General features: G+C 32.6%; 26 protein-coding genes. 15 read left to right on the forward strand and 11 right to left on the reverse strand.

The window, feature by feature from the left end:
• Positions 1-277: 277 nt before the first annotated feature.
• The gene (locus ABJM36_RS11315; RefSeq protein WP_348451556.1) at positions 278-1,165 is read right to left on the reverse strand and encodes an NAD kinase; all 888 of its coding nucleotides are present in this window, start codon (positions 1,163-1,165) and stop codon (positions 278-280) included.
• 9 nt (positions 1,166-1,174) lie between these two features.
• Positions 1,175-1,834 (reverse strand): acetoin utilization protein acuB, encoded by a 660-nt coding sequence (locus ABJM36_RS11320; RefSeq protein ID WP_348451557.1) that lies wholly within the window; start codon positions 1,832-1,834, stop codon positions 1,175-1,177.
• A gap of 209 nt (positions 1,835-2,043) precedes the next feature.
• Between ABJM36_RS11320 and ABJM36_RS11325 the strand changes: the two genes are divergently transcribed.
• The 6 genes from ABJM36_RS11325 (at position 2,044) to clpX (ending at position 7,486) form a co-directional block, all read left to right on the forward strand.
• Entirely contained in the window at positions 2,044-2,757 is a 714-nt protein-coding gene (locus ABJM36_RS11325) for a pyridoxine 5'-phosphate synthase (protein WP_348451558.1), read from the forward strand.
• Complete coding sequence (locus ABJM36_RS11330) at positions 2,757-3,527, forward strand: alpha/beta fold hydrolase (protein WP_348451559.1); 771 nt, start codon at positions 2,757-2,759, stop codon at positions 3,525-3,527. Before ABJM36_RS11325 ends, ABJM36_RS11330 begins: the two co-directional genes overlap by 1 nt.
• Positions 3,528-3,537: 10 nt before the next feature.
• Positions 3,538-3,885, forward strand: coding sequence for a phage holin family protein (locus ABJM36_RS11335; protein ID WP_348451560.1), 348 nt, complete (start codon positions 3,538-3,540; stop codon positions 3,883-3,885).
• Positions 3,886-4,037: 152 nt separating this feature from the next.
• A complete protein-coding gene (gene tig, locus ABJM36_RS11340) occupies positions 4,038-5,366 on the forward strand; it encodes a trigger factor (protein WP_348451561.1) in 1,329 nt (442 codons plus the stop codon).
• 142 nt (positions 5,367-5,508) lie between these two features.
• Positions 5,509-6,183: an ATP-dependent Clp endopeptidase proteolytic subunit ClpP gene (clpP, locus tag ABJM36_RS11345; RefSeq protein WP_092848401.1), complete on the forward strand. Its 675-nt coding sequence runs from the start codon at positions 5,509-5,511 to the stop codon at positions 6,181-6,183.
• A gap of 70 nt (positions 6,184-6,253) precedes the next feature.
• The gene (clpX, locus tag ABJM36_RS11350; protein ID WP_348451562.1) at positions 6,254-7,486 is read left to right on the forward strand and encodes an ATP-dependent Clp protease ATP-binding subunit ClpX; all 1,233 of its coding nucleotides are present in this window, start codon (positions 6,254-6,256) and stop codon (positions 7,484-7,486) included.
• A gap of 143 nt (positions 7,487-7,629) precedes the next feature.
• Here clpX and ABJM36_RS11355 read toward each other — a convergent pair whose 3' ends face one another.
• The 3 genes from ABJM36_RS11355 to ABJM36_RS11365 form a co-directional block, all read right to left on the reverse strand.
• Positions 7,630-9,252, reverse strand: a complete 1,623-nt coding sequence (locus ABJM36_RS11355) for an OmpA family protein (RefSeq protein ID WP_348451563.1) — start codon at positions 9,250-9,252, stop codon at positions 7,630-7,632.
• 492 nt (positions 9,253-9,744) lie between these two features.
• Positions 9,745-11,292, reverse strand: coding sequence for a ribonuclease E/G (locus ABJM36_RS11360; RefSeq protein WP_348451564.1), 1,548 nt, complete (start codon positions 11,290-11,292; stop codon positions 9,745-9,747).
• Between the two features lie 331 nt (positions 11,293-11,623).
• A complete protein-coding gene (locus ABJM36_RS11365) occupies positions 11,624-11,914 on the reverse strand; it encodes an HU family DNA-binding protein (RefSeq protein WP_055442767.1) in 291 nt (96 codons plus the stop codon).
• 139 nt (positions 11,915-12,053) lie between these two features.
• On the opposite strand from ABJM36_RS11365, the gene mutY reads away from it, so the two are divergent.
• From mutY to gldD, 4 genes are all read left to right on the forward strand, one after another.
• Positions 12,054-13,094: an A/G-specific adenine glycosylase gene (gene mutY / locus ABJM36_RS11370; protein WP_348451565.1), complete on the forward strand. Its 1,041-nt coding sequence runs from the start codon at positions 12,054-12,056 to the stop codon at positions 13,092-13,094.
• Between the two features lie 133 nt (positions 13,095-13,227).
• Positions 13,228-13,677, forward strand: coding sequence for a single-stranded DNA-binding protein (gene ssb / locus ABJM36_RS11375; protein WP_348451566.1), 450 nt, complete (start codon positions 13,228-13,230; stop codon positions 13,675-13,677).
• A 53-nt stretch (positions 13,678-13,730) separates the two neighbouring features.
• Positions 13,731-15,035, forward strand: a complete 1,305-nt coding sequence (locus tag ABJM36_RS11380) for a gliding motility-associated protein GldE (RefSeq protein ID WP_348451567.1) — start codon at positions 13,731-13,733, stop codon at positions 15,033-15,035.
• Positions 15,036-15,062: 27 nt separating this feature from the next.
• Complete coding sequence (gene gldD, locus ABJM36_RS11385; protein ID WP_348451568.1) at positions 15,063-15,668, forward strand: gliding motility lipoprotein GldD; 606 nt, start codon at positions 15,063-15,065, stop codon at positions 15,666-15,668.
• A 167-nt stretch (positions 15,669-15,835) separates the two neighbouring features.
• Here gldD and ABJM36_RS11390 read toward each other — a convergent pair whose 3' ends face one another.
• Positions 15,836-16,222: a heavy metal-associated domain-containing protein gene (locus ABJM36_RS11390; RefSeq protein ID WP_348451569.1), complete on the reverse strand. Its 387-nt coding sequence runs from the start codon at positions 16,220-16,222 to the stop codon at positions 15,836-15,838.
• 183 nt (positions 16,223-16,405) lie between these two features.
• On the opposite strand from ABJM36_RS11390, the gene ABJM36_RS11395 reads away from it, so the two are divergent.
• The 3 genes from ABJM36_RS11395 (at position 16,406) to rpmA (ending at position 17,892) form a co-directional block, all read left to right on the forward strand.
• On the forward strand, positions 16,406-16,849 hold the full coding sequence (locus tag ABJM36_RS11395; RefSeq protein WP_348451570.1) for a DUF4199 domain-containing protein: 444 nt from the start codon (positions 16,406-16,408) through the stop codon (positions 16,847-16,849).
• 87 nt (positions 16,850-16,936) lie between these two features.
• Positions 16,937-17,590: a 50S ribosomal protein L21 gene (rplU, locus tag ABJM36_RS11400; protein WP_348451571.1), complete on the forward strand. Its 654-nt coding sequence runs from the start codon at positions 16,937-16,939 to the stop codon at positions 17,588-17,590.
• A gap of 41 nt (positions 17,591-17,631) precedes the next feature.
• A complete protein-coding gene (rpmA, locus tag ABJM36_RS11405; protein ID WP_144115167.1) occupies positions 17,632-17,892 on the forward strand; it encodes a 50S ribosomal protein L27 in 261 nt (86 codons plus the stop codon).
• 70 nt (positions 17,893-17,962) lie between these two features.
• Here the strand turns inward: rpmA and ABJM36_RS11410 are convergent, their stop codons facing one another.
• A complete protein-coding gene (locus ABJM36_RS11410; RefSeq protein WP_348451572.1) occupies positions 17,963-18,439 on the reverse strand; it encodes a DUF1569 domain-containing protein in 477 nt (158 codons plus the stop codon).
• A 92-nt stretch (positions 18,440-18,531) separates the two neighbouring features.
• Between ABJM36_RS11410 and ABJM36_RS11415 the strand changes: the two genes are divergently transcribed.
• Positions 18,532-18,804 carry a hypothetical protein gene (locus ABJM36_RS11415; protein WP_348451573.1) on the forward strand — a complete coding sequence of 91 codons (273 nt, stop codon included), beginning with the start codon at positions 18,532-18,534 and terminating at the stop codon, positions 18,802-18,804.
• Positions 18,805-18,951: 147 nt separating this feature from the next.
• On the opposite strand, the gene ABJM36_RS11420 is transcribed toward ABJM36_RS11415, so the two are convergent.
• From ABJM36_RS11420 to ABJM36_RS11430, 3 genes are all read right to left on the reverse strand, one after another.
• Entirely contained in the window at positions 18,952-19,467 is a 516-nt protein-coding gene (locus tag ABJM36_RS11420) for a gamma carbonic anhydrase family protein (RefSeq protein WP_348451574.1), read from the reverse strand.
• Positions 19,468-19,474: 7 nt separating this feature from the next.
• The gene (locus ABJM36_RS11425; RefSeq protein ID WP_348451575.1) at positions 19,475-20,209 is read right to left on the reverse strand and encodes a LytTR family DNA-binding domain-containing protein; all 735 of its coding nucleotides are present in this window, start codon (positions 20,207-20,209) and stop codon (positions 19,475-19,477) included.
• 75 nt (positions 20,210-20,284) lie between these two features.
• Positions 20,285-22,468, reverse strand: a complete 2,184-nt coding sequence (locus tag ABJM36_RS11430; RefSeq protein WP_348451576.1) for a histidine kinase — start codon at positions 22,466-22,468, stop codon at positions 20,285-20,287.
• A 351-nt stretch (positions 22,469-22,819) separates the two neighbouring features.
• Here ABJM36_RS11430 and ABJM36_RS11435 point away from each other — a divergent pair, with 351 nt between their 5' ends.
• Complete coding sequence (locus ABJM36_RS11435) at positions 22,820-23,977, forward strand: vWA domain-containing protein (protein ID WP_348451577.1); 1,158 nt, start codon at positions 22,820-22,822, stop codon at positions 23,975-23,977.
• A 73-nt stretch (positions 23,978-24,050) separates the two neighbouring features.
• Here ABJM36_RS11435 and ABJM36_RS11440 read toward each other — a convergent pair whose 3' ends face one another.
• A complete protein-coding gene (locus tag ABJM36_RS11440; protein WP_348451578.1) occupies positions 24,051-25,058 on the reverse strand; it encodes a type IX secretion system membrane protein PorP/SprF in 1,008 nt (335 codons plus the stop codon).
• Positions 25,059-25,232: the final 174 nt, after the last annotated feature.

Below are 25,232 nucleotides of genomic sequence, written 5' to 3' on the forward strand. Positions count from 1 at the left end.
TACAGATTACATGTTCTTTCCGATAGGTTAAACAAATGGTTATAAAAATAATATGATGATTAATTTATATATAGCAACTCACTCATGGCTACTAACAGAACATTGACATATTGGTTTATGTTAGTTTTTGTACTGAAATATTTATATTCATTAATTCAAAATAATATTTCACGATTAAAGACCCACAGCCAGACATAGGAAATGCAAGGACTTGTAACCTTTTGGCTCCACCCAAGTCAGAACCCTAGCCCAAAACTTTGCAGGGAAGGCACAAAACTTATTTATTCCGTTTATCTTCACCCCAAAGCAGCTTTTTACGGAGAGTATCTAGAAAACTTTCATCCAGCAAATCAATCATTTTAATTTTAAAATTGGCTTTCTTAATCTTAATAAGTGTGCCGTTGTCTAAAGTTGCAATTCGCGAGTCTAAGGAAATTAAATGTTGTTTTTCGCGACCATGAACCCTTAGGTGCACCTCGGTTGAATCTGGTATTACAAGTGGTCGAGCGCTTAAATTATGTGGCGCTATTGGTGTTAACACAAAGCTACTTGAACCAGGTGTTATTACCGGCCCGCCACAACTTAATGAATATCCTGTTGAACCCGTTGGTGTAGATACAATTAGGCCATCGCTCCAATAGGAATTTAGAAATTCGTCGTCTAAATACGTATCTATAGTTATCATTGCCGTGGTGTTTTTACGGCTTACCGATATTTCGTTTAACGCAAAATTCATGGCCTCGATATCTTTATTTCCAGACGATGTTTCAACTGTTAACAAGCTACGTTCTGATATTCGATATTTACCATCTAGGATATTTTGTATTGCCTTTTCGATAGCATCTACCTGAATCGTTGCTAAAAACCCTAAGCGCCCTGTATTTATTCCAATAATTGGGATACCCATATCTTTTACAAACATGGTGGCTCTTAATATGGTTCCATCACCACCTATGCTCACAAGAAAATCGAAACTTGGATCTAACTCGGTAAAGGTTTTGTATTTATGATAGTCCTCAATATTATGAGGCTCCTTATCTATAAGTTTATGAAATTTAGTTTCAATATAAGCATCTATACCTTGGTTCTCCAGGTAATTAAAAAGGGTTTCAACAGATTTTGATGTTGTAGTATTATAATATCGTCCGAAAATGGCAACCTTCATAATTTAAAATTACATGTTTAAATATTTGTTTAAATAATCTGATCGTTCCTTTAAGGTTTCAATATAACCATCTTCTTCGTGACCAGAAACTACATTATAACTGTATCTGCGAAAGGTTTGAATAATTTCGTTTAACCCTGTATTTCCTATTTTTAAGGTTACTTGAACAAGGTCGGTATTCATTTTAGAAACAAAGGCTCCTAATAACTTACCGTCGTTAGACTCTACAATTTGACTAATTTCACTAAATGAATAATCGTTAATACCTTTTTCGACTACAAGAATACCTCCTGCCTCAGAGAAAAAAGGAGATTCGCTAAATAAACTTATAACATCGTTAAGCTCATAATAGCCTAAATATTCATTTTTTTCATTTAAAACCGGCATAATATTAGCCGAATTTACAGCAAATGCCTCTAAAACATCCAACCAAAGGGTATTACTTCTAACAAAAAAATCTTCTAAAGCATATAAATAGGTCCCAAGTGATTTCCCGCTATCAAAACAGTGAGCATCGGTATCCGAAAAACAACCTATATAAACCCCGTTTTCATTTTTAACCGGAATATGCGAAAAAGTAAGCTGATTAAACAATTGTTTTAAATCGCCCGTTTCACTCTTGTCGCTTAATGGCGCTATGTCGTTTATAATAAGCTGTGAAAGTTTCATTTTGTAACTACTATTTTATTAAGACTGTAAATTGCAATTACCTATTTAAAATTTATTAAAAATGGTATTTTATTGCATTCCCTTATAGAACTGCAAATTAATCAAAAAAATAGTATCTATGGCTGTTCTACTTTGTATTTTTGTACAATTAATTTGAGGTTTTCTTAAATTAAAAAGTTTCAAATACATTCTATTTTAAAATTTGTTAGATGACTAAGTTAAGTGTTAATATTAATAAAATTGCGACTTTAAGAAATTCTAGAGGTGGCGATGTACCAAATGTTGTTGAATTTGCAAAAGACGTACAGCGTTTTGGCGCCGAAGGTGTTACTATACATCCAAGACCAGACGAAAGACATATTCGCTACCAAGATGCACGCGATTTAAAACCAGAAGTTTACACAGAATATAATATTGAAGGAAACCCAATAGAATCTTTTATGAATTTGGTATTAGAAGTTAAACCAACACAGGTAACTTTAGTGCCAGATGCGGTTGATGCCATTACTAGTAATGCTGGCTGGGACACCATTAAACACAAAGATTTTTTAATTGATGTTATTAAGGAATTTCAAAACAACGGTATAAGAACTTCAATTTTTGTAGACCCTATTTTAGAGCAAATTGAAGGTGCAAAAGCCACCGGAACCGACAGAATTGAATTATACACTGAAGCCTTTGCTCATCAATATGACTTAGGAAACAAGGACGCTATAAACCCTTATGTAGAGAGTTCTAATTTAGCAAATAATTTAGGCTTAGGCATTAATGCTGGTCATGATTTATCTCTAGATAACATCAAGTTTTTTAAAGAAAACATCCCAGGTTTATTAGAGGTATCTATAGGACATGCGTTAATTGCTGAAAGCTTATATTTAGGTATCGAGAACGTTATTCAAATGTATTTACACAAATTAAAATAATGCTTTTACACTCAAACATATTAGGCGAAGGAAAACCATTTATTATACTTCATGGCTTTTTAGGCATGAGCGATAATTGGAAAACGCTAGGAACTCAATTTAGCGAACTTGGTTTTCAAGTGCACCTAGTAGACCAACGGAATCATGGACGTAGTTTTCATAATGATGCTTTTAATTATGAGGTTTTAGCCGAAGATTTAAAACATTATTGTGATGAACATAATTTATCTGATATTATTTTATTAGGTCATTCTATGGGCGGAAAAACAGCCATGTTATTTTCTACATTATATCCAGAACTAGTATCAAAATTAATCGTTGCCGATATTTCTCCTAGATTTTACCCTGTACATCACGATGCCATTTTAGAAGGCTTAAGCGCTTTAGATTTTAATGAAATTAAAACTAGAGGTGAGGCAGATAAAACTTTAAATCCCTATGTTTCCGATGTTGGAACACGTATGTTTCTACTAAAAAACCTATACTGGATTGAAAAAGGAAAACTAGCTTTACGCATTAATCTGAAGGTATTAAAACAGGAAGTTGGCGAAGTTGGCGAATCTTTACCTAGTTACGCTAGGTTCGAAAAAGACACATTATTTTTACGTGGTGATCGATCAGAATATATAGGTGTTGGCGATGAAGCTATAATTAAAAATCATTTCCCAAAGGCTGATATTATTACCATTGCTAATGCTGGACATTGGCTGCATGCCGAAAACCCTAAAGATTTTTCACAAGCTGTTAATAATTTTGTAAATTCAAAATAAAATTTCAATCATGAATATTATTTTAAAATTATTACTAAACGCCGTGGCTGTATTCGCTTTAGCTCACTTATTATCAGGAGTACATGTAGATGGTTATGTAACTGCAATTATTGTAGCAGTGGTACTTTCCATTCTAAACCTTTTTATAAAACCGCTATTAGTTATTTTTACTTTACCCGCAACCATACTTACTTTAGGCTTATTCCTATTAGTCATTAATGGTGTAATAATACTTTTAGCCGATCAATTTATTAACGGTTTTTCGGTAACAAATATTTGGTGGGCCATCCTATTTAGCATTTTATTATCTATACTTCAATCACTTTTACAGTCTTTCCTTAAAACCGATAAAAAGTAGTTAAACAGCTATTGTAAATCAAGTAATTAAAAACTTTGTTAGGATGTAAAAATATACTATTTTTGCATCCCAATTTTGGTAACAAAAAATTACAGGTTTTAAAACAAACCTTTATTGTTAAATGCCTGATTTAAGGCTTTATATCATTTAAAATGAATATTACAAGAGAAAACGTTGATGCATTAAATGCTGTAGTAAAAGTAGATATCGCTAAAGAAGATTATAGCGATAAGGTTGAAAAAATATTGGTTGATTACCGTAAAACAGCAAACATTCCTGGATTTAGAAAAGGACATGTGCCAATGGGTATGGTAAAAAAACAATACGGTAAAGCTGTTTTAGTTGACGAAGTTAACAAACTATTACAAGATGCTTTAAACAAGTATTTAACAGAAGAAAAATTAGATGTTCTTGGACAACCATTACCAAAAACTCAAGATGAGATTGATTGGGATGCTGATAAATTTTCTTTTGAATTTGAATTAGGTCTTGCCCCAGAATTTGAAGTTGAACTTAAAAGCGAAGAACCTATCACTCAATATAATATTGTTGCTGATGACAAAATGATTGATGAGCAAATTGAACGTATTCAAAAACAATACGGAAAATTAGTATCTCAAGATGTTGTTGAAGAAGATAGCGAAATCACTGGAGCGTACACAAACGAAGAAAAAGAAATAAACAACACCGTAACGCTAACACTAGATAAATTTAAAGGCAAGTCAACTGCAAAACAATTTATTGGTGCTAAAGCTGGTGATGTTATTACATTAAAAACTAAAGGCCTTTTTGATGATGAGCATGATTTAATGCACGCTTTAAAATTAGGTCACGACGATGTTCACGGATTAGATATCGAAGTAAACTTCACAATTTCTGAAATAAACAAACGTGAATTAGCAGATTTAGACCAAGAGTTATTCGATAAACTTTTTGGTAAAGACGCTGTAACTTCTGTAACCGAGCTTAAAGCAAAAATTAAAGAAGATGCTGAAAAGCAATTCGTGCAACAAGCCGATCAAAAATTACTTAATGATATTACTGAGTATTTGGTAGAAAACACAAAATTCGATTTACCTGCAGAATTTTTAACAAAATGGATGCAAACTGCTGGTGAAAAAGAAATGGATGCCGAACAAGCTAAAGAAGAATACGAAAAGTCTGAAAAAAGCTTACGTTATCAATTAATTGAAGGTAAATTAATTGAGGCCAACAATGTGCAAGTAACTATGGAAGACATTAAGGGTCACGCCAGAGAAATGATTAAAGGGCAAATGGCTCAATTTGGTCAAATGAATCCTTCTGATAAGGAACTAGATGATATTGCTGCACGTGTTTTAGGAAATCAAGACGAAGCACGTCGTATTTCTGAGCAATTAGTAAGTCAAAAATTACTAAACGTTTATAAGGAAAAAGCAAATCTTAAAGTAAAAGAATTAAGTTACGAGAACTTTGTAAAAGAAGTTTATGGTGACAAATAAATAAATTAAAATTGCTTATATTTAAGCGCTTAAATCTGCGGGTTTAAGCGCTTTTTTATTCAAAAAGAAGTTTTAATTTAATTTACATAAACTCACTTCAATGTAAGTCAAGAGTTTAGCACATAAAATACAGAAAAAGATTATGGATTACGCTAAAGAATTTGAAAAATTCGCGATAAAAGACCAAGGGATAAGCAGTACATATTACAATAAAATTATTAGTAGCATGTACCCTACCAATTTAACACCAAACATTATTGAAGAGCGTCAAATGAATATCGCCGTTTTTGATGTGTTTTCGCGTTTAATGATGGATAGAATTATTTTTCTTGGTACAGGAATTAATGATCAAGTAGCCAATATTGTTCAAGCACAACTTTTATTTTTAGAAAGTACAGATGCTAATAAAGATATTCAAATCTATATAAACTCACCAGGAGGTAGTGTTTATGCAGGTTTGGGAATTTATGATACGATGCAGTTTATTAAACCAGACGTAGCCACTATTTGTACAGGAATGGCAGCTTCAATGGGCGCCGTTTTATTATGTGCCGGTGCAAAAGGTAAACGTAGTGGTTTAACACACTCTAGAGTTATGATTCACCAACCTTTAGGTGGTGCGCAAGGACAAGCTAGTGATATTGAAATTACGGCTCGTGAGATTTTAATTCTTAAAGAAGAACTATATAAAATTATAAGTAAGCATTCGGGACAGGATTACGACAAAGTATATGCAGATAGTGATAGAGACTATTGGATGAAGTCTGATAAAGCCAAAGAATACGGTATGATTGACGAAATTTTGGCTCGCAAATAAATTATTTGTAATTTTAAAGAATTGTTAGAGAGGTGATTAGAACCTTTCACTCCAAAAAATAATAAGATTAATGGCAAAGGAAGAATTAGAATGTTCGTTTTGTGGTCGTAAAAAACCCGAAACTAACTTGTTAATAGCAGGCTTAGATGCTCACATCTGCGATAGATGTATTGAGCAAGCACATGGTATTGTAATAGAAGAGTCTAAACAAAGTGATAGCAGCGATTTATCTGCAGAATTAAAACTACGTAAGCCTCAACAAATTAAAAATTTCCTTGATGAGTATATTATTGGGCAAGGCGCTACTAAAAAAGTAATGTCTGTTGCTGTATATAATCATTACAAACGTTTATTACAACCACCTTCAAAGGATGATATTGAAATACAAAAAAGTAATATCATTATGGTTGGTCAAACCGGAACAGGAAAAACCTTAATGGCAAAAACCATAGCTAAAATGCTAAACGTACCATTGGCTATTGTTGATGCTACTGTTTTAACTGAAGCGGGTTATGTTGGTGAAGATGTAGAAAGTATATTAACACGCTTATTACAGGCCGCAGATTACAACTTAGAAAAAGCCGAAAAAGGTATTGTCTTTATTGACGAAATTGATAAAATAGCTCGTAAAAGTGACAACCCATCAATTACGCGCGATGTATCTGGTGAAGGTGTTCAACAAGCATTATTAAAACTTTTAGAAGGCACTGTTGTAAATGTACCGCCAAAAGGAGGACGTAAACATCCAGATCAAAAATTTATAGAAGTAAATACAGAAAACATCTTATTTATTGCCGGTGGAGCTTTTGATGGTATTGATCGTGTGATCTCTAAACGTTTAAATATGCAAGCGGTAGGTTATAGCGCTTCAATGTCTGATGATGTTGTAGATCAAGAACATTTACTGCAATATATTATACCAAAAGATTTAAAAGATTTTGGTTTAATACCGGAAATAATTGGACGTTTACCTGTACTAACATACATGGATCCATTGGATGCCGATACGCTTAGAGCCATTTTAACAGAGCCTAAAAACGCCATTATCAAACAATACAAAAAATTGTTTGAAATGGACGAAATAGAATTCTCTATAACCGATGGAGCCCTAGGATTTATTGTTGGAAAAGCTATCGAATATAAATTAGGAGCTAGAGGATTACGTTCCCTTTGCGAAGAAATTTTAACCGATGCTATGTTTGAATTACCAAGTAGCAACGAAAAGAAATTTAACGTTACTAAGGCTTATGCCGAAGAGAAATTAAGTAAAACTACCTTAAAGAAATTGAAAGCAGTTTCATAAATTATAATATTTAAGGAGCCTACCTACCATCGAGTAGCATAACTAAAGGCCACGCTTTCTACTATAGCTTTTAAAAACAAGGAAAGTTTAAAAAATAAAAAACCACGCCAATAGCGTGGTTTTTTTTATAGATGTAATTCATATTAATTAACAATAACAAATTCTACACGTCTATTTACTTGTAAATCACTTTCAGAACAGCTGGTTTTACAATCAACTAGTGGTTTAGCTTCTCCATAACCTTTTGACACCAAACGATCTTTAGAAATGCCATTTTTAATTAAATACCTAACCGCAGATGCAGCACGCTTGTTGGATAAATTTAAGTTATAACTATCTCTACCTCTATTATCGGTGTGCGCATTAACAGCTATTGTCATGTCTGGGTTTGCTTTTAAAACTTTAATTACCTTATTCAATGATATAAAGGACTCTTCCTTAACATTCCATTTATTAAAATTAAAGTAGATGTTTTCTAACACAATACGCATTTCATTATCCACTTTAGCAATTACTGGCTCGGTAGTCAGAAGTTCTATATCTTTTTTATAAATGGTTTCATTACCCCTATTAGCGAAAAACTGAACAGCATAATCTTTAAACCCATCTTTTTGCGCTGATATGTTATAGGTTTCAAATGGTGAAACATTAAAGCTAAAAGTAGCATCCTCTGCCGTTATTGTTTTTGCAATTTCGCTACCCTCTTCATCTTTCAATATTACTACTGTGTTGGGTAGTTTAATTTGCGTTTCGAAATCTAAAATTTCACCTTTAATAGATTGAACAACCTCATCATTAGTTGCCGTATAAATATCGTAACCTCCTTTTCCATTTGGTCTGTTTGAAGATACATACGCCTTATTTCTAGCCGCTAAAAAATAAGCAATTTCGTCGTACACCGTATTTATGGTATTCCCCATGTTTCTTGGCTCCTGAAATTCATTTCTTATAATTTTACTCACAAACAAATCGTAACCTCCTATGTTTTCGTGACCTCTAGATGAAAAGTATAAATATTTACCATCTATGGAAAAGGAAGGGTATTTTTCGTCTGCTGTAGTGTTAATGGTATTCCCTAAGTTTTTAGGTATTCCTAAAGTCCCATCTGCGTTAATAGCAGACACATATAAATCAAAACCACCTATAGCGTCTGGGTAATTTGCAGAAAAATATAATTTATCTCCAGTGCGATTAACAAAAGGCGTTTCTACAGAAACATTAGTATCGTTAATGCTTAAAAGTTCGTTATTAATCCAATTACCATGAGAGTCGGCTTCTAAATCAGCTTTGTATAGCTTAAATTCAAGCGAATTGCCTTTACTACTTCTAGTATAGTAAACTGTTTTTTCGTTAGGCGAAAACGTTAATTGGTCTTCACTCGAATTTGTATTTAATATTCTACTAAATAAATGTGGCGAACTTAAAGCCCCGTTTTTATCGATATCTAAGCAAAATAATTCTTTGAAAGCCTCATGAGTATTTGGATCAATTTTAGCTAGTCCTCCAATTTTTTTTGAGGACACCATAATTAGTTTGTTTTTAAAAAAACCAGAACCAATTTCAGCATATCGTGTACTAACACCAGCATCTAATAACTCGAAATTAAAACCGTTAAAATTTATTACAACAGGTTTAGTTGTATTATATACAGACGATGAATTTGTATTATTATAAGGTGAGCTATTAAAAGCTAATACATTATTTGGACCTTGAGCGCTAATAATATTACAGGCAAGTAAAATGAAAAAACAAAATTTAGTTTTCATCTGAGAGAGGGTTTAGAATTAATCACCTGTAATGTAGTATGTTACTAAAAGAATAATAAATATTTTTGATTAAATGGCCTTTAAAATCGTTAACTACCTGTTTTAGAGGGGAATCTGACAATAAAATTAAATAATCGTATAATTTTAGTATATGGACGAAATAACCACTAATACTGCGGTTTAAGCGCTTATTTGATGCAGCAAAACGCAAATAATACTAAAAACCAAATGTAAGAACTAAACCCAAGTTAAGGATTGAACGGCATGTTTAAGCTCCCCGACTTTTTGTAAAAAGCGAGTAGTGAAATAATTATATTCATGAGTTCCTTAAGTTAAACCAAAGAAATAAAGCCCAACCCTAGTGATAACAAGCAGGCAGGCGCCCAAATTATGTATAAAAATATGATTTACACAACGCCTTTATCAAAATTTAAAGACCTAAAAAGGATGTATAAAAAAAGCCTTACTAAACAAATAGTAAGGCTTTTTTAATTATTTAATTTGATTACCATCTTTATCAAAAAAGTGGTATTCTAAGTATGTGTAAGCATCTCTTGGTAAAATTTTAACCCATTTTTTGTGCTCTAAAAACCATTTAGATCGCACAGATGGAATACCTTTAGTTAAAAAGGCCGCTATAAAAGGATGTGTGTTTAAAGTCAACCTTTTGTAGTCTTTTTTAATAAGTCTTTCAAGATCTTGATTAATTTTTTCAATCAAGCCTATTGGTGCTTCAACCTCTGAACCATTAATAATCTCATCGGGATTTTCCTCGCGAGTTTTAATGTTCATTTCTGGGCGAACACGCTGTCTTGTAATTTGTATCAATCCAAATTTACTTGGAGGCAATATTTTGTGTTTAGCTCTATCATCTTTCATTTCATCACGAAGATGATTAAAGAGTTTTTGCCTGTTTTCAGCACTGGTCATGTCTATAAAATCTACTACAATGATTCCTCCCATATCACGCAAGCGTAATTGACGAGCCATTTCAGTAGCAGCTATTAAGTTAACTTCTAGAGCTGTATCCTCTTGATTGTTTGCTTTATTTGAGCGGTTTCCGCTGTTTACATCAATAACATGAAGAGCTTCGGTATGTTCAATTACCAAATACGCACCTTTTGCCATAGAAACGGTTTTTCCAAAAGAGGTTTTAATTTGTCTTTCTATTCCGAATTTCTCGAAAATTGGATTATTTGACTGATACAATTTAACTATTGATTCTTTCTCTGGTGCAATTTCCTGCACGTAATCTTTAATTTGATAATACAGCGTTTCATCATCTACAGTTATTCCTGTAAAGGTGTCATTGAATATATCTCGTAAAATAGACGAGGCTTTATTCATTTCTCCTAATACTTTTGTAGGATGATGCGCTTTGTGTAGCTTTTTACACATTGCCGTCCAACGACTAAGCAAATTTTGTAAATCTTTATCTAGCTCTGCTACTTTTTTGCCTTGTGCTACTGTACGTACAATTACGCCAAAACCTTGAGGAGTTATACTCTTTACCAAGCGTTTTAAGCGATCTTTCTCTTCGCGATCTTCTATCTTTTGAGAAATAGAAATACGACTAGAAAAAGGTACTAAAACTATATATCGTCCAGCAATAGAAAGCTCTGAGCTTATTCTAGGCCCTTTGGTTGATATAGGTTCTTTTACAATTTGTACTAATAGCGATTGATTAGATTTTAATGCGTCGGTAATTTTACCGTCTTTATCAATATCTTTTTCAAATGGGAAATTTTTTAAAGAAAATTCCTTTAGTTTACCTGTGCTTACACGTTTTGTGAATTTTAAAAGCGAAGGTAGTTTTGGCCCTAAATCATGATAATGCAAAAATGCATCTTTCTCATAACCTACATTAACAAATGCAGCATTTAGTCCAGGAACGGCTTTTCTGATTTTGGCTATAAACACATCACCAACAGCAAAGTCATTACTATCTTCATCTTTCTGTAATTCAATAAGTTTTCCATCTTTTAATAAGGCAAAATCAACATCGTCAGAACTAGATCGAATGATCAATTCTTTATCCATTTAGTTAATTTTTGTCCCGATAAATCGGGATGGATTAAACATTATTTTTTCACAGGATTTTAATCCGTGGAGTTCAAACAACACCTTAACGGTGTTAAAAAATTATTGAACTCATTTCAATGAACTTTTTGTTTTTAAAACCAAAAAAAGTAGCTAATCTAACTACTTTTTTGATTTATTTTTTCTTCTTGTGACGGTTAGCGCGTCTACGTTTTTTACGTTTGTGCGTCGCTACCTTATGTCTTTTACGTTTTTTACCACTTGGCATAAATAGTGTATTTTTAAATTAATAATTCGTTTTATTGCTGAACATCTTCAGCACTTAGTTACTTTATTTAACGTCTACATTTGTTTTAACGCCTTCAACAAAAACTTTTGCAGGCTTAAATGCAGGGATATTATGAGCAGGTATTTTTATAGTTGTATTTTTAGAAATGTTTCTACCTGTTTTTTCAGCTCTTGTTTTAATAATAAAGCTACCAAAACCTCTCAAGTAAACATTGTCTCCACCTTCTAAAGAAGTTTTTACTTCTTCCATAAATGTTTCAACCGTTGCTTGAACATCTCCTTTTTCAATTCCTAACTTCTCAGAAATTTTTGCTACTAAATCAGCCTTCGTCATTTTAATATATTATTTTTTTGTTACTAATAATTCTAAAAGGGATGCAAATATATGCATTTAATATTCAATATTTCAAACCTAATTCACTAAAATTTAATATTATAAACGTTTATTTTTGTTTGCTCGATTAAATGATTTTATGATATTTTCAAAAACTTTAACACATTGGTACTCAATAACTAAGCGCGACTTGCCCTGGCGAGAAACCAACAACCCTTATCATATATGGCTATCAGAAATAATTTTACAACAAACCCAAGTTAAGCAAGGCTTACCTTATTATGAAGCTTTTGTTAGCAAATTTCCGACTGTTTTTGACTTAGCAAACGCAGATGAAAGTGATGTTTTAAAACTTTGGCAAGGGCTAGGTTATTATTCTCGAGCAAGAAATTTACATGCATCGGCAAAACACGTTGCGTACCACCTAAAAGGAGAATTCCCTAATACTTACAAAGAATTACTAAAATTAAAAGGTGTAGGAGATTATACAGCTAGTGCGATTGCTTCCATATGCTTTAACGAAGTTACGGCTGTTGTTGATGGCAATGTATACAGAGTATTATCCCGTTATTTTGATATTGAAACCCCAATAAATTCTTCAAAAGGCACCAAAGAGTTTAAAGCTTTGGCACAAGAATTAATTGATGCCAAACAGCCCGCAGAGTTTAATCAAGCTATCATGGAGTTTGGCGCCACACAATGCAAACCTAAAAATCCAGACTGTAGCATCTGCCCATTTAATACTAGTTGTTTAGCCTTTAGTAAAAACAAAATCAGCAATTTACCTGTAAAAATAAAATCAGCGAAAGCGAAAAAAAAGTATTTCAATTTTTTAGTGTTTATTTCTGAAGATGAAAAAACCATTTTAGAAAAGCGAAAAGGAAAAGGCATTTGGCAAAACTTATACCAGTTTCCCTTAGTTGAAACTGAAAATGAATTACGTGAAAAAGAGTTTAAAAAGTTGGTTTTTAATCACGATTTATTAAAAGAAACAACGTTTAAAATGTCCTTATATAATAAGGAGACATTAATACACAAATTATCACACCAACATTTACACACAAAATTCTGGATTATTAATACTAAAAAGCTTCCAACTAAAGGTGTACCTACATCCAAAATACGCGACTTTGCAGTCCCTATTTTAATAGGTAATTTTATTGAAGGTTTTAATTTTTAAAAACATATTAAAAAAGTAAGCTGTTGAAATTCCTTATTTTTTTTATGTTTTTATTCAACAATCATATTTTTTTATTAATTTTAAATAAATGCAAAGCAATTCAGTAATTTTGCTTCTACTTAAACTATAAATTATGGCAGGTACATTAAATAAGGTAATGCTTATTGGAAATTTAGGAGATGATGTAAAAATGCATTATTTCGAAGGTGGTGGTTGCGTTGGCAGATTCCCTATTGCTACTAGCGAAACCTATGTAAGCAAGCAAACCAATGAACGTATTACAAATACCGAGTGGCATAATATAGTAGTAAGAAATAAAGGTGCCGAAATTTGCGAAAAGTATTTAAGCAAAGGAGATAAAGTGTATATTGAAGGTAGATTGAAAACAAGGAAATGGACAGACGAAAAAGGAAATGATAGATATTCTACCGAGATTCAATGTAATGATTTTACATTCCTTTCAACCAAAAAGGACAGTGAACCTAGCACAAGTGCTCCTGTAGAACAAAAGTCTACTGCACCTGCAGCTCTTAAACCAAGTAGTAAACCTATTGAAGACGATAATGACGACCTTCCTTTTTAATAAATTTCTCGATAGCTTATCGAGCCCCTTATGTTTAACTAAACTAGTTGTAATTGGATCCTGACCCCACGAGTTGTATACTATTAATTATGGCAATTGATGTTTCGGTTGTTTTTAGTTTTGCATTATTAGTGATACTTTTATTATGCTCTGCCCTTATTTCTGGAGCAGAAGTTGCTCTTTTTTCTTTAAACAGAAGTGATATTGAGAGCGGTTTAGAACAAAATTCAAAACGCATTGAAATCTTATCGCAACTTTTAGAACGCCCAAAAAAACTGCTAGCAACTATTTTGGTTGCCAATAACTTTATTAATATAGCCATTGTTATTTTATTTGCATTTTTAGGCGATTTTATGTTTGGCAATATCAATAACCCCACTATTAAATTTGTAGTAGAGGTTGTTGTTGTTACTTTTTTAATTTTACTTTTTGGCGAAATATTACCTAAAATTTATGCCAGCCGAAATAATTTAAAGTTTGCCACTTCTATGGCTTACCCACTTAGAGTTCTAGATGTTATATTATCGCCTATAAGTTTACCAATGCGAAGTGTTACTCTAGGAATTCACAATAAATTAGGAAAGCAAAAATCTAACTTAAGTGTCGATCAACTATCGCAAGCCTTAGAACTTACTAGTGAAGAGGACACGACTAAAGAAGAACAAAAAATTTTACAAGGCATTGTATCTTTTGGTAATACGGACACTAAACAAGTAATGCGACCTAGAATTGATATTTTTGCCTTAAATATCGAGCAAAAATATCTAGAAATTATGCCAGATATTATTGAAAATGGCTATTCTAGAATTCCTGTTTATCGCGATAATATGGACACCATTGAAGGTATACTTTATGTTAAAGATTTATTACCTTATTTAGATAGGAAACAGTTTGATTGGACCACTTTATTACGGGAACCTTTTTTTGTACCAGAAAACAAAAAACTGGATGATTTAATGGCCGAATTTCAAGAAAAAAAAGTACATTTAGCTGTTGTTGTTGATGAATATGGAGGCACCTCAGGATTAATTTCCCTTGAAGATATTATTGAAGAAATTGTAGGCGATATAAGTGATGAATTCGACGATGAAGACTTAATGTATTCTAAATTAGATGACAACAATTATGTGTTTGAAGGAAAAACAGCTTTAAAAGATTTTTATAGAATTATAAGGGTTGAAGATGATACTGTTTTTGAAGCTAATAAAGGTGAAGCTGAAACTGTTGCAGGATTTGTTTTAGAAATATCAAAGAGTTTTCCTAAACTGAATAGTAAAATAAATTTTGAAAATCACGTATTTACTATTGAGGCGATGGACAAAAAACGAATTAAACTTGTTAAATTCACCATATTGTAATTACTGAAAACTGAGGCAGAATACTTTATGATCTTTAAAACTAATACTTACTATTTACTAAAAAGTTTATTATGGTCTTGCGTTATTGTACTTTCATCATGTGGTGATGACTTTGTACCAAAACCTAAAGCCCAATTACGTTTAGACTATCCAACAGCCAAATATGTTAATGCCAATTTAGATTTGCCTTTCAATTTTGAAAAAAACCTATTAGTAAAAAAAGTAGTTTCTAAAACATTAAACGCACCAACCGAAAGTTATGGGGTTAATTTGGAATACCCTGCATTAAAAGGCACTATTTTTTTAACCTATAAGGGTATTAATAAGGACAAGAACAACCTGGAAGCCTTTTTAAGAGACGCTCAAAAATTCACGCTAGAACATACCAAGAAAGCAGATGAAATTCCCGCCTACCCTTTTGAAGATAAAAAAAGAAAAGTTTACGGTTTGTTGTCTGAAGTTAAGGGTAATGTAGCATCGCCAGCACAGTTTTATGTAACAGACAGCGTTAACCATTTCCTTACAGGCTCATTATACTTCTACGCAAAACCTAACTACGATTCCATTTTGCCTGCTGCCAATTATTTGCAAAAGGATATTAAACATATTATGGAAACCATTTCGTGGAAATAAAAAAGGCTTCCAAATTGGAAACCATTTTTATTAATATATTTTTTTTGTGGTGTGTTAAGCGTCTTTTTTAACACAACACGCTTCTTTACAATCCGACTTACAAGCCATTTTTTCAGCTTCATGTAATCTAGATTTACAACACTTTTTTTCACATCTGGTTCACAAGATTATTCTTTAGAAAAATCATTTACTGTTTTCATGTTGCTTACTTTGTAAACATCGGCAACATTAACAACAGCTTCCTTAAGAGATTGTGGTGTTACTTTAGCTTCATCATATTCAACCATAGCCAATTTCTTGTCAAAAGAAACCGTCGCAGATTTTACACCATCCATTTTAGAAATTTTCTTTTGAATAGTCGCAGCACAACCTATTTGGCACGTCATACCATCAATAGAAAATTCTGCTTTTGCGTAAGTTGCATTAGGGTCCAATTGTTTAGCCACAGTTTTTTCAACCTCAACAGTTTTTACCTCAGGGCTTTTATTGTTTTTACAGCTAAATGCAAAGGTTACAACTACGGTAAGTATTAAAATTAATTTTATCGATTTCATTAGGGTTATATATTTTATTAGTCCTATAGCAAATTTACTAAATATTGACTTTAAGCCCTTTATAAAAACAAGTATTTATGAAACTAATAACATTTTAAACCCTCGGTGGTGCAGAAAAGCCGATAATAATTATATTAATTCAAAAATTTTCCCGAAATTTAAGAGATTCAACCCTCTTACAATATGAAAAATTTATCGCTTCCCATTCGTTTTGGTTTAGTAACTAGTGCAGTATTGATAGCTTATTTCTTGATATTATCACTGGTTGACAAACATACAAATCCAGCATTTAGTTTTGTAAACGCCATTATTACTGGATTTGGCATTTACGAATCTACACGTCTATGCAAGCTAGAAAATCCAGAAAAATTCTCGTATGGCGAAGGGTTTAAAACGGGTATAATAACTGGTTTTACTGCGACTCTGGTGTTTACTATTTTCTTTTTATTCTATGCTACTGAAGTTAATACTACATTTTTACCCCAATTGGTAAAAAAACTTAATGGTAATTTTAATATCGATATTGGCATGGTAACCTTTGTTGTTGCGATTATGGGACTAGCTACTACTGTAGTTGCTTCGCTTACAGTCATGCAACTTTTCAAAAAAAGTAGAAATTTGACTTAAATTTAACGATAACGTTTGTAGATTAATTAATTAGAAGTATATTTGCACTCATTTTTGAACAAAATTAATTAATAAAAACGTTACGCTATGTACGCAATTGTAGAGATAGCAGGGCATCAATTTAAAGTTGAAAAAGACCAAAAAGTTTTTGTTAACCGTTTAGCAACAGAAGAAGGTAAGGCAGTGTCTTTCGACAATGTACTTCTTTTAAGTGATGGTGACAATGTAACTGTAGGCGCCCCAGCTATAGATGGAGCACAAGTTAGTGCAAAAGTCTTAAAACACCTTAAAGGTGATAAAGTAATAGTATTCAAGAAGAAAAGACGTAAAGGTTACCGTGTAAAAAACGGACACAGACAATCTTTAACTGAAATCGTTATTGAATCAATAGTTTCTTCTGGTGCTAAAAAAGCTGCTCCTAAAAAAGAAACTAAAAAAGTAGAAGCGAAAGCTGCTGCTCCTAAAGCTAAAAAAGCAACAGGAAAAGCTGACGATTTGAAAAAAATCGAAGGTGCTGGACCAAAAGCTGCTGAAGCTTTAGTAAATGCAGGTTTAGATACTTTTGCTAAAGTAGCAGAAGCAAAAGCTGAAGATTTAAGTAATATTCTATCTGAAGCAAGTTCAAGATTATCTCATATCGTTACAGATACATGGCCAAAGCAAGCTAAATTAGCTGCAGAAGGTAAATGGGATGAGCTTAAAGAATTACAGGACAGATTAGAAGGTGGAATTGAAAAATAATTTTCAACCACTTATTATTAACAATATAAAAACTTAAGACAATGGCTCATAAAAAAGGAGTAGGTAGTTCTAAGAATGGTAGAGAATCAGAATCGAAACGTTTAGGCGTTAAGATATTTGGTGGACAAGCTGCCATTGCTGGAAACATTATATTAAGACAACGTGGTAATACACATCACCCAGGTGAAAACGTATACCAAGGAAAAGATCATACATTACACGCATATGTTGATGGCGTTGTAAAGTTTACAAAGAAAAAAGACAATAAGTCTTACGTTTCTATCGAGCCTTTTGATGCTTAGGAAATAATTTCTTTAATAAAATGTTTAAAAGCCCTTTCTGTTTATCAGAAAGGGCTTTTTATTTGGTACATTACTTAGTATTTAAAATATCGGAAACAATTTTTAAATGATGGTTAGTGTGCATATCTAAAAAACGAAGTGTTTGTTTTTTTGATAACATTCCGAAAATAAAATGATTAAAAAAAGCGTTCTCTGGGAGTTTTGTTAGTTTGTCAATATGAATCCTGCCAATTTGCAATTGTTTTTTTAAATCTTCAGATTTAATAATTTCAGGTGGAAATACATGCTTTGGAGCTCTTGCTTTTCCTCGCGGAATGTAGCCTAAAGGCAATAAAATGGAGCGCCAAAAATTAAATTTTCGTTTATATTCATTTGGGTTAGAATTTTCAGTCCATTGGCTAACCGCATTAAATACTTTTAAAGCATGATCTAGATGCCAACCAGCATCTACTATAGAAACCAAAGGATTTTTAAGATCCTTTTTAGGTATAAGCCCCTCAATTTCGGCTAACTGTTGAGTTAATTTACGTATGTTTTTATCTGCCATAACAAAATTATTTTAAAAGTATTAATAAAATCACTAACTTTAAAGTATTGCATTTGCAATTTATCTATTGTTTAATTTTTAATACGTTAATTATGCTGCCATTTAGATCTGAAATTAGAAACTCGCCGAGTAAGTCCACCATAAAGATTTATTTAAGTGATGAATCTTTAGATGCTAAAATAAAAAAACATTTAGAGCACTTTGACGAGATAGAAGAGATAGAAATTAGAGAAAGTATTGGACAAAATCGTGTAGGAGAAAATATTACTATCTTTTTAAAAAATGATGTTGATATTAATAAAATGAAACAATCTATAGATTCTAGCTTGTGGTGGTATTTCGAAGAAGATATGGTTGATGAGTAACATCGTGTTTTGCGTTAGGGATTGAACGGCATGTTTGAGCTCACCGACGTAGGAGGAAGCGAGTAGTGAAAGCTCGACCCTTGTGGTAACGCTATACCCATAAACCTCACTTATCATGCCACCCTAGAACAACATCTGGTAATCAAATTATTCTTTAAACCAACCGGAGTATTTTATATAAGCGTCGGCAATTCGGTTAATTTCCCCGGAAACATGCGCTTCACTAACATTTTTAACTTTTTTTGCTGGTACGCCTGCGTAAATACTTCCAGACTCTACCACGGTGTTTTGCGTAATTACTGCACCTGCTGCCACAATACTATTACTTTCTATAACGCAACCGTCCATAATTATACTGCCCATACCCACTAATACATTGTCATGGATGGTACAGCCATGCACCAAAGCATTATGCCCCACAGACACATTATTACCAATGGTTGTGCCCGCTTTTTGATAGGTACCATGAATAACAGCACCGTCCTGTATATTAACCTTGTTGCCCATTTTTATAAAGTTTACATCGCCCCGAACTACGGCGCTAAACCATACGCTACATTGGTTCCCCATGGTTACTTCGCCCACTATTGTAGCGTTTTCGGCTATAAAGCAATTGTCTGGTATTACGGGCGTGTTGCCTCTTACTGTTTTTATTATTGGCATAAATAATTTATTTAAAATAAGATAATAAGTCTGATTTTTTAGAGGCTGAAACCATGACTTGTTTTCCGTTACTAAGCACAACGCTACCTCCTTTTCCTTTGACGTATTTAACGATCTCATTTACGTTTACTAAATAGGATTTATGAACTCTAGCAAAGCTTGATTTGCTTAAAGCCTGCTCAAAATACTTAAGCGTTTTGCTTACTATTTTCTTTTTATTATTATTAAAATAAATCTCAGTATAATTATCGTCCGCTTTACAATAAAGGATATCCGACGTGTTTAAAATCTCGAAACCATCTAATTGCGGAATGGTAATTTTACCCGCCACCATATTAGTTTTTGGTACTAATATTTGATCTTGGAGTACATCTTCTTTGATTTTTATTTCGGTAACATAATCTACAGCTTTTATAAGCTCGTCTATAGAAATGGGTTTCATTAAATAGTAACTTGCATGTGCGTTTAGCGCATCGATAGCATAATGATTATAGGCCGTTACAAAAATAGTTTCGAAGTTAATGTCGCCCACCCTATCTAGCAAATCGAAGGCATTACCATATGGCATTTCCACATCTAGAAATACCAAATCTAAATCATGATTACGGATTAAAACTAAAGCTTCTTCCACATTTGCTGCTTCACCTAAAACAGTAACGTTAGGACAATATTTTTTGAGATAATTTTTTAGAATTTCCCTACTAGTTTCTTCGTCTTCGATTATTACTGAGGTTAGTTTCATATTTATATGATTGAAGTCCGTAGCTAGAAGTGAGCGGCAAAATTCGTGCTTCGTTTTCCTAACTTCCAACTCTTTTTAATCTTTCTTTAGTGTTACAACAACTTTAGTTCCTGTGTCTTCTGCAGCTTGAAAATCGTCAATTAAAACATCTACCTTATCCTTGTACATTTCGTTTAAAATAAATACACGTTTTTTAATATTACCCATGCCTTTTGAGGTTTGCTTCTGTTGATTTTCTGTTTTTAAAGCTTTAGATTTATCTCGTCCAATACCGTTATCTGCAATCGTAATTTTAATTTCGTCGGCCTTCGTTTGTACAATACTAATGTCTAGCGTTCCTTTTGTTTTTTTATACCTTAAACCGTGCCAAACTGCATTTTCTATATATGGCTGTAGCAACATGGGTGGAATTACAAAGTCTTTTACCGTAATACTTTTATCGACATTTATAGCATAATCGAATTTATCTTTAAATCTAAAATGTTCTAGTTTGCTATAGAGCTCTATGAGTTTTATTTCTTTTTCTAAAGGAATAAAATCTTCTTCACTATTTTCTAAAACGGCTCGCATTAATAATGAAAAATCGGTTAGATATTTATTAGCTGTACGCTCGTCATTAGAAGCTATAAAGCTATTTACAGAGTTTAATGCGTTAAATATGAAATGCGGATTCATTTGACTTCTCAAGCTTTTAAGGGCTAATAAATTGTTTGCTAAACGTTGTTGCTTAATGTATTTAAACATTAAAAAAGCAGCTATTAACAAAAGGACTAACCCACCAATTAAGGAGTAAATAATGAGTTTTTGTCGTTTTGCCTGCTCTTCAGATAATTGATATTTACTTTCGGATAATTGCCTGTCGCTTTCTAGACTAGAAATACGGTTTTGTTTACTTATAATATCTTTACTAAACCTCGCAGCTTGTGATATTTCTTGCTCTTTTTTAGAGTACAATTTATCTACCAGTTCCACATAATCCTGATACGCCAACAATGCTTTATTAAACTGACCTGCATCACTATATACTTCTGAGAGTTTCCTAGTAGCATCTTTTTGAACCACTAAATCTGCTTTACTTCCCGCTTCTTCAATACTACGTTCTAAGTATGGAATAGCGCTATTATAATCTTTTTGAGACGCATAGGCATTACCTATTTTATAATTTTGCTTTTGAGGTGTTAAAGGACTTTCGTTATCAATATTGTCAACTTCACTTTCAATTTCACTAATGGTATTTAATGCTTCCTTCCTTAGCTGAATTTCATCTGAATAATTATTAGTTTGGTTTTGAAAATCGGCCACTTTAATTTGCTCCTCGACTGCTCGTTTTTTGTTTTCGCTATTCGCTAATTTTAAAGATTTATTAAAAAATCCTTGCGCTTTTTGTGTTTCACCTTGGGCATTGTATGCCTGAGCTATTTTAGAGTTTAAATCGGTAACCTTAGGTGTAATTAAATGCTTTTTTGCGAAATCTAATCCATCTTGGTAAGCAGCAAGAGATAGGCTGTATGCCTTCGTTAAAAGGTAAACATCACCTAAACCTTCATATAATTCGGTTAGCTGCCAATTTGTTAAACTGCTATTTTTAATACTATTGTAAACCTGTAAACTTTCTTGATAGTTTTTATTCCATTTATAAGCTTTGGCTAGCTTTAATGAAACACCGTTGGAGCTTGTATTTTGCAAACTTATTCTATAGTTAGAAACCGCTAAATCATATTGCTTCCAATACATATAAATATCGCCTAAAACCTCATAGGCCTCACTATTCTCTTTAGTTGAATTCGATTCAGAAAGGGCATCAGCAATAAACTGAATACTTTTTTTAGCATCCTTTTGTAAATACACTTCTGCCGAATCTATTAACGGGGCAAATAATTCTTTTTGATATCTAGAAACGGATTTAAACTTAGATAATTTTGATTCTTCATCGTAGTTTGGCTCTACTTCTACTTTTATGCGCTCACTGCTATTAATAACATAAAACACGGTTTCAAAATCTTTATGCCTTATGGTTAACTCATCGCCTTCTCTAGCTTGAATTTTAAATTCACCGTAAATATCGGTAGCCGAATAGCCACCACCATTAATTTCAATATTAACATCTGGAATAGGTTTTTGAGTATCACTATCAACCACCGAACCACGTACTGTAAACTTTGGGCCGCGATTTAAACCTTCGCTAGTATTTTGACCTTGTAAAAACAGGCCACATAAGACGAAACATGTTAAGTATATATATTTAATAACCGAGTGCATTCTTTATTTTAGTAGAACTACCAAATGAACTCCTAAACAACAGATTAAATTCCTTTCTATTTCCTTTAGATAAAATATAACTCAAATTTATTATCAATCCTTTTGAAGTTCATTCGGTATAAACTTACGTACTTTACTTGGTTTAAGAAAATCTGTGTTTAACAAAAAGATCCATTTACATGACTAATAATTTGGCTTTACGAATTTAATAGGTTGGTTTACTCATTAAAACAGCCATTTTACTCATTCTCCTTTTTATAAGAATTATGTTGGACATAGTTTTACGTTGTAGATCATTACGTCCAAAAATAGGACTATCAAAAACACTCATTAATCTTAAAACGAAAAACCATGAAAACGTATTTTAAAACAGTTTTACTTTGCACTACTTTAGCTGTATTTACATCTTGTAAAGCAGAAAACAAAAAACAAACAATCGCACTAAACGAAACTAAAACCCTTAACCCAAAACCAAACAAACCATTTATAAAAGTTGCTTTATTATTAGATACTAGCAATAGTATGGATGGTTTAATAGACCAAGCAAAAGCACAACTTTGGGATATTGTTAACGAACTATCTTATGCCAAATGCGGCACTAACAAACCCAATTTAGAAATTGCTTTGTATGAATATGGTAATGATCGACTAAACGGTAATGAAGGCTATATTCGTCAGGTTTTAGGGTTTAGCGATGATTTAGATGATATATCAAAAGAACTCTTTTCGTTACGCACAAATGGTGGCGAGGAGTATTGCGGCCAGGTGATTCAAACCTCATTAAACCAATTAAATTGGGGTAAAAATGCAGACGATTTAAAACTTATTTTTATTGCAGGAAACGAGCCTTTTACACAAGGAAAAGTGAATTATAAAGATGCAGCTGCAAACGCAAATGAAAAGGATGTTACTGTAAACACTATTTTTTGCGGTAATTATAACCAAGGTGTATCAAGCTTTTGGCAGGATGGTGCGCAATTAACACAGGGCGACTATATGGCTATTAATCAAGATAAAACAACCGTACATATAGCTTCGCCATACGATGACGCTATTTTAATTTTAAATAATAAATTAAATAATACGTATGTTGCTTATGGTGCAAAAGGTAGTAGAAAAATAGCATTACAAGAAGAACAAGATATGAATGCTAGTAGTTATAGTAAAGCCAATGCTGTAAAAAGAACGGTTAGCAAAAGCTCACATTTATATAAAAATAAAAGTTGGGATTTAGTTGACGCTGTCGAGCAGGAAGAAGTTATTATTGAAAATATTAATGACGATGAGCTACCTACAGAATTAAAAGGTAAATCAAAAAGTGAAATTAAAGCCTATGTTGATAGCAAGAGTAAAGAACGAGAACGTATACAAAATGAAATTTCTAAACTAAATGCAAAACGTGTTGCTTACATTTCTAAACACAAGAATGAACAAGCCAACAACTTAGAAAACGCTATGACTCATGCTATAAAAGAACAAGCTAAAAGAAAAAAATATACCTGGGAATAAACTCCTGAATTGGTTCACAAAAAATCCCGCTTTTAAGCGGGATTTTTATTTATATATCATTTAATATACCTTATTAATTAACTGCAGGACAGTTACAGGTATATTTCTTGCGGCGGCAACCAAAGTTATAACCTAATGTTATTTGGTGAAAACCACCACTTGTAAACACTATAGGATTGGTTTGATACGTATAGGTGTAGGCAAACATAAAATTGTTATAGTTTGTCCCAATAATTCCTGTTACTTGATTCAATTTTTGACTATTTACAGTTGTACCGTCCAAATATTCGGCCCCATCTAAACTTTGTCGGTAAGAAGCACCAGCCCATAATTTACCAAACTCCATCTCCTTGTAAACCTTCCCATTAAAATCGATACTTGACTCTTTGGTCAAATCTCGGTATTGAAACAATATAGAAGGCTCGTAACTCCAATCGCTACCAAACCTACTAAATACATTTCCAACCGAAAACAAATAGCGTCTTAGGTTACTTGTTATTTCCAAATCGCTATTAACACCAGAATTATTTAATAAATTTTTTACGGTACCATGTGCATAAAAATCAAGGTAGTGGTATGAAAATCCTAAATCAACATTAAAATTTGTTTCATTTTGTACCACCCCATCAATTATTGGGTCTGGTATAGGTGAACCATCTAAAAACGTTGTTTCATCTAATTGGTATTGAATAAAGCCAGCACTTAAACCAAAAGAAAGCATGTTTAAATCGGCCTCACTTCTAGAAAACATAAGATGGTGTGCATAAGTTAAATAGGCACCCTTTTGCGAATGGTACCCATTATTATCTCCGTAAACAATTCCTCCAATTGCCGATTGAGATTCTCCTATTCTGCCATTAATACTAAGTGTAGAAAGTTTTGGTGCATCTTCATGACCAAACCATTGTTGCCTTCCTGTTAGTCTAACTTTAGAGCAATTTGCAATACCAGCCATAGACGGATGAATTAAATAATAATTATCCGTTAAGTAATCCGTATAAATTGGCAAACCCTCTTGAGCTGATGCTATGTTTAAAAACATAACTGTTATCGCCACTAAAATGATGTTTTTTAAATTCATAAACTTTATTAGGAAGTAAGTTTAGTTTAATACCAACGCGATGATTCTTAAAAAATTACACATAAAAAAATTAAAATCGAGCTCTACCTTTCTTGCCTTATTACTACAAGCAACAAAACTCAAATATATGGATAACTAAAGTTTTCTTTTAGTATTTTTGTAAAAAATTAGCTA

It is taken from the genome of Algibacter sp. (genome assembly GCF_039977455.1).
Lineage (GTDB): Bacteria > Bacteroidota > Bacteroidia > Flavobacteriales > Flavobacteriaceae > Algibacter_B.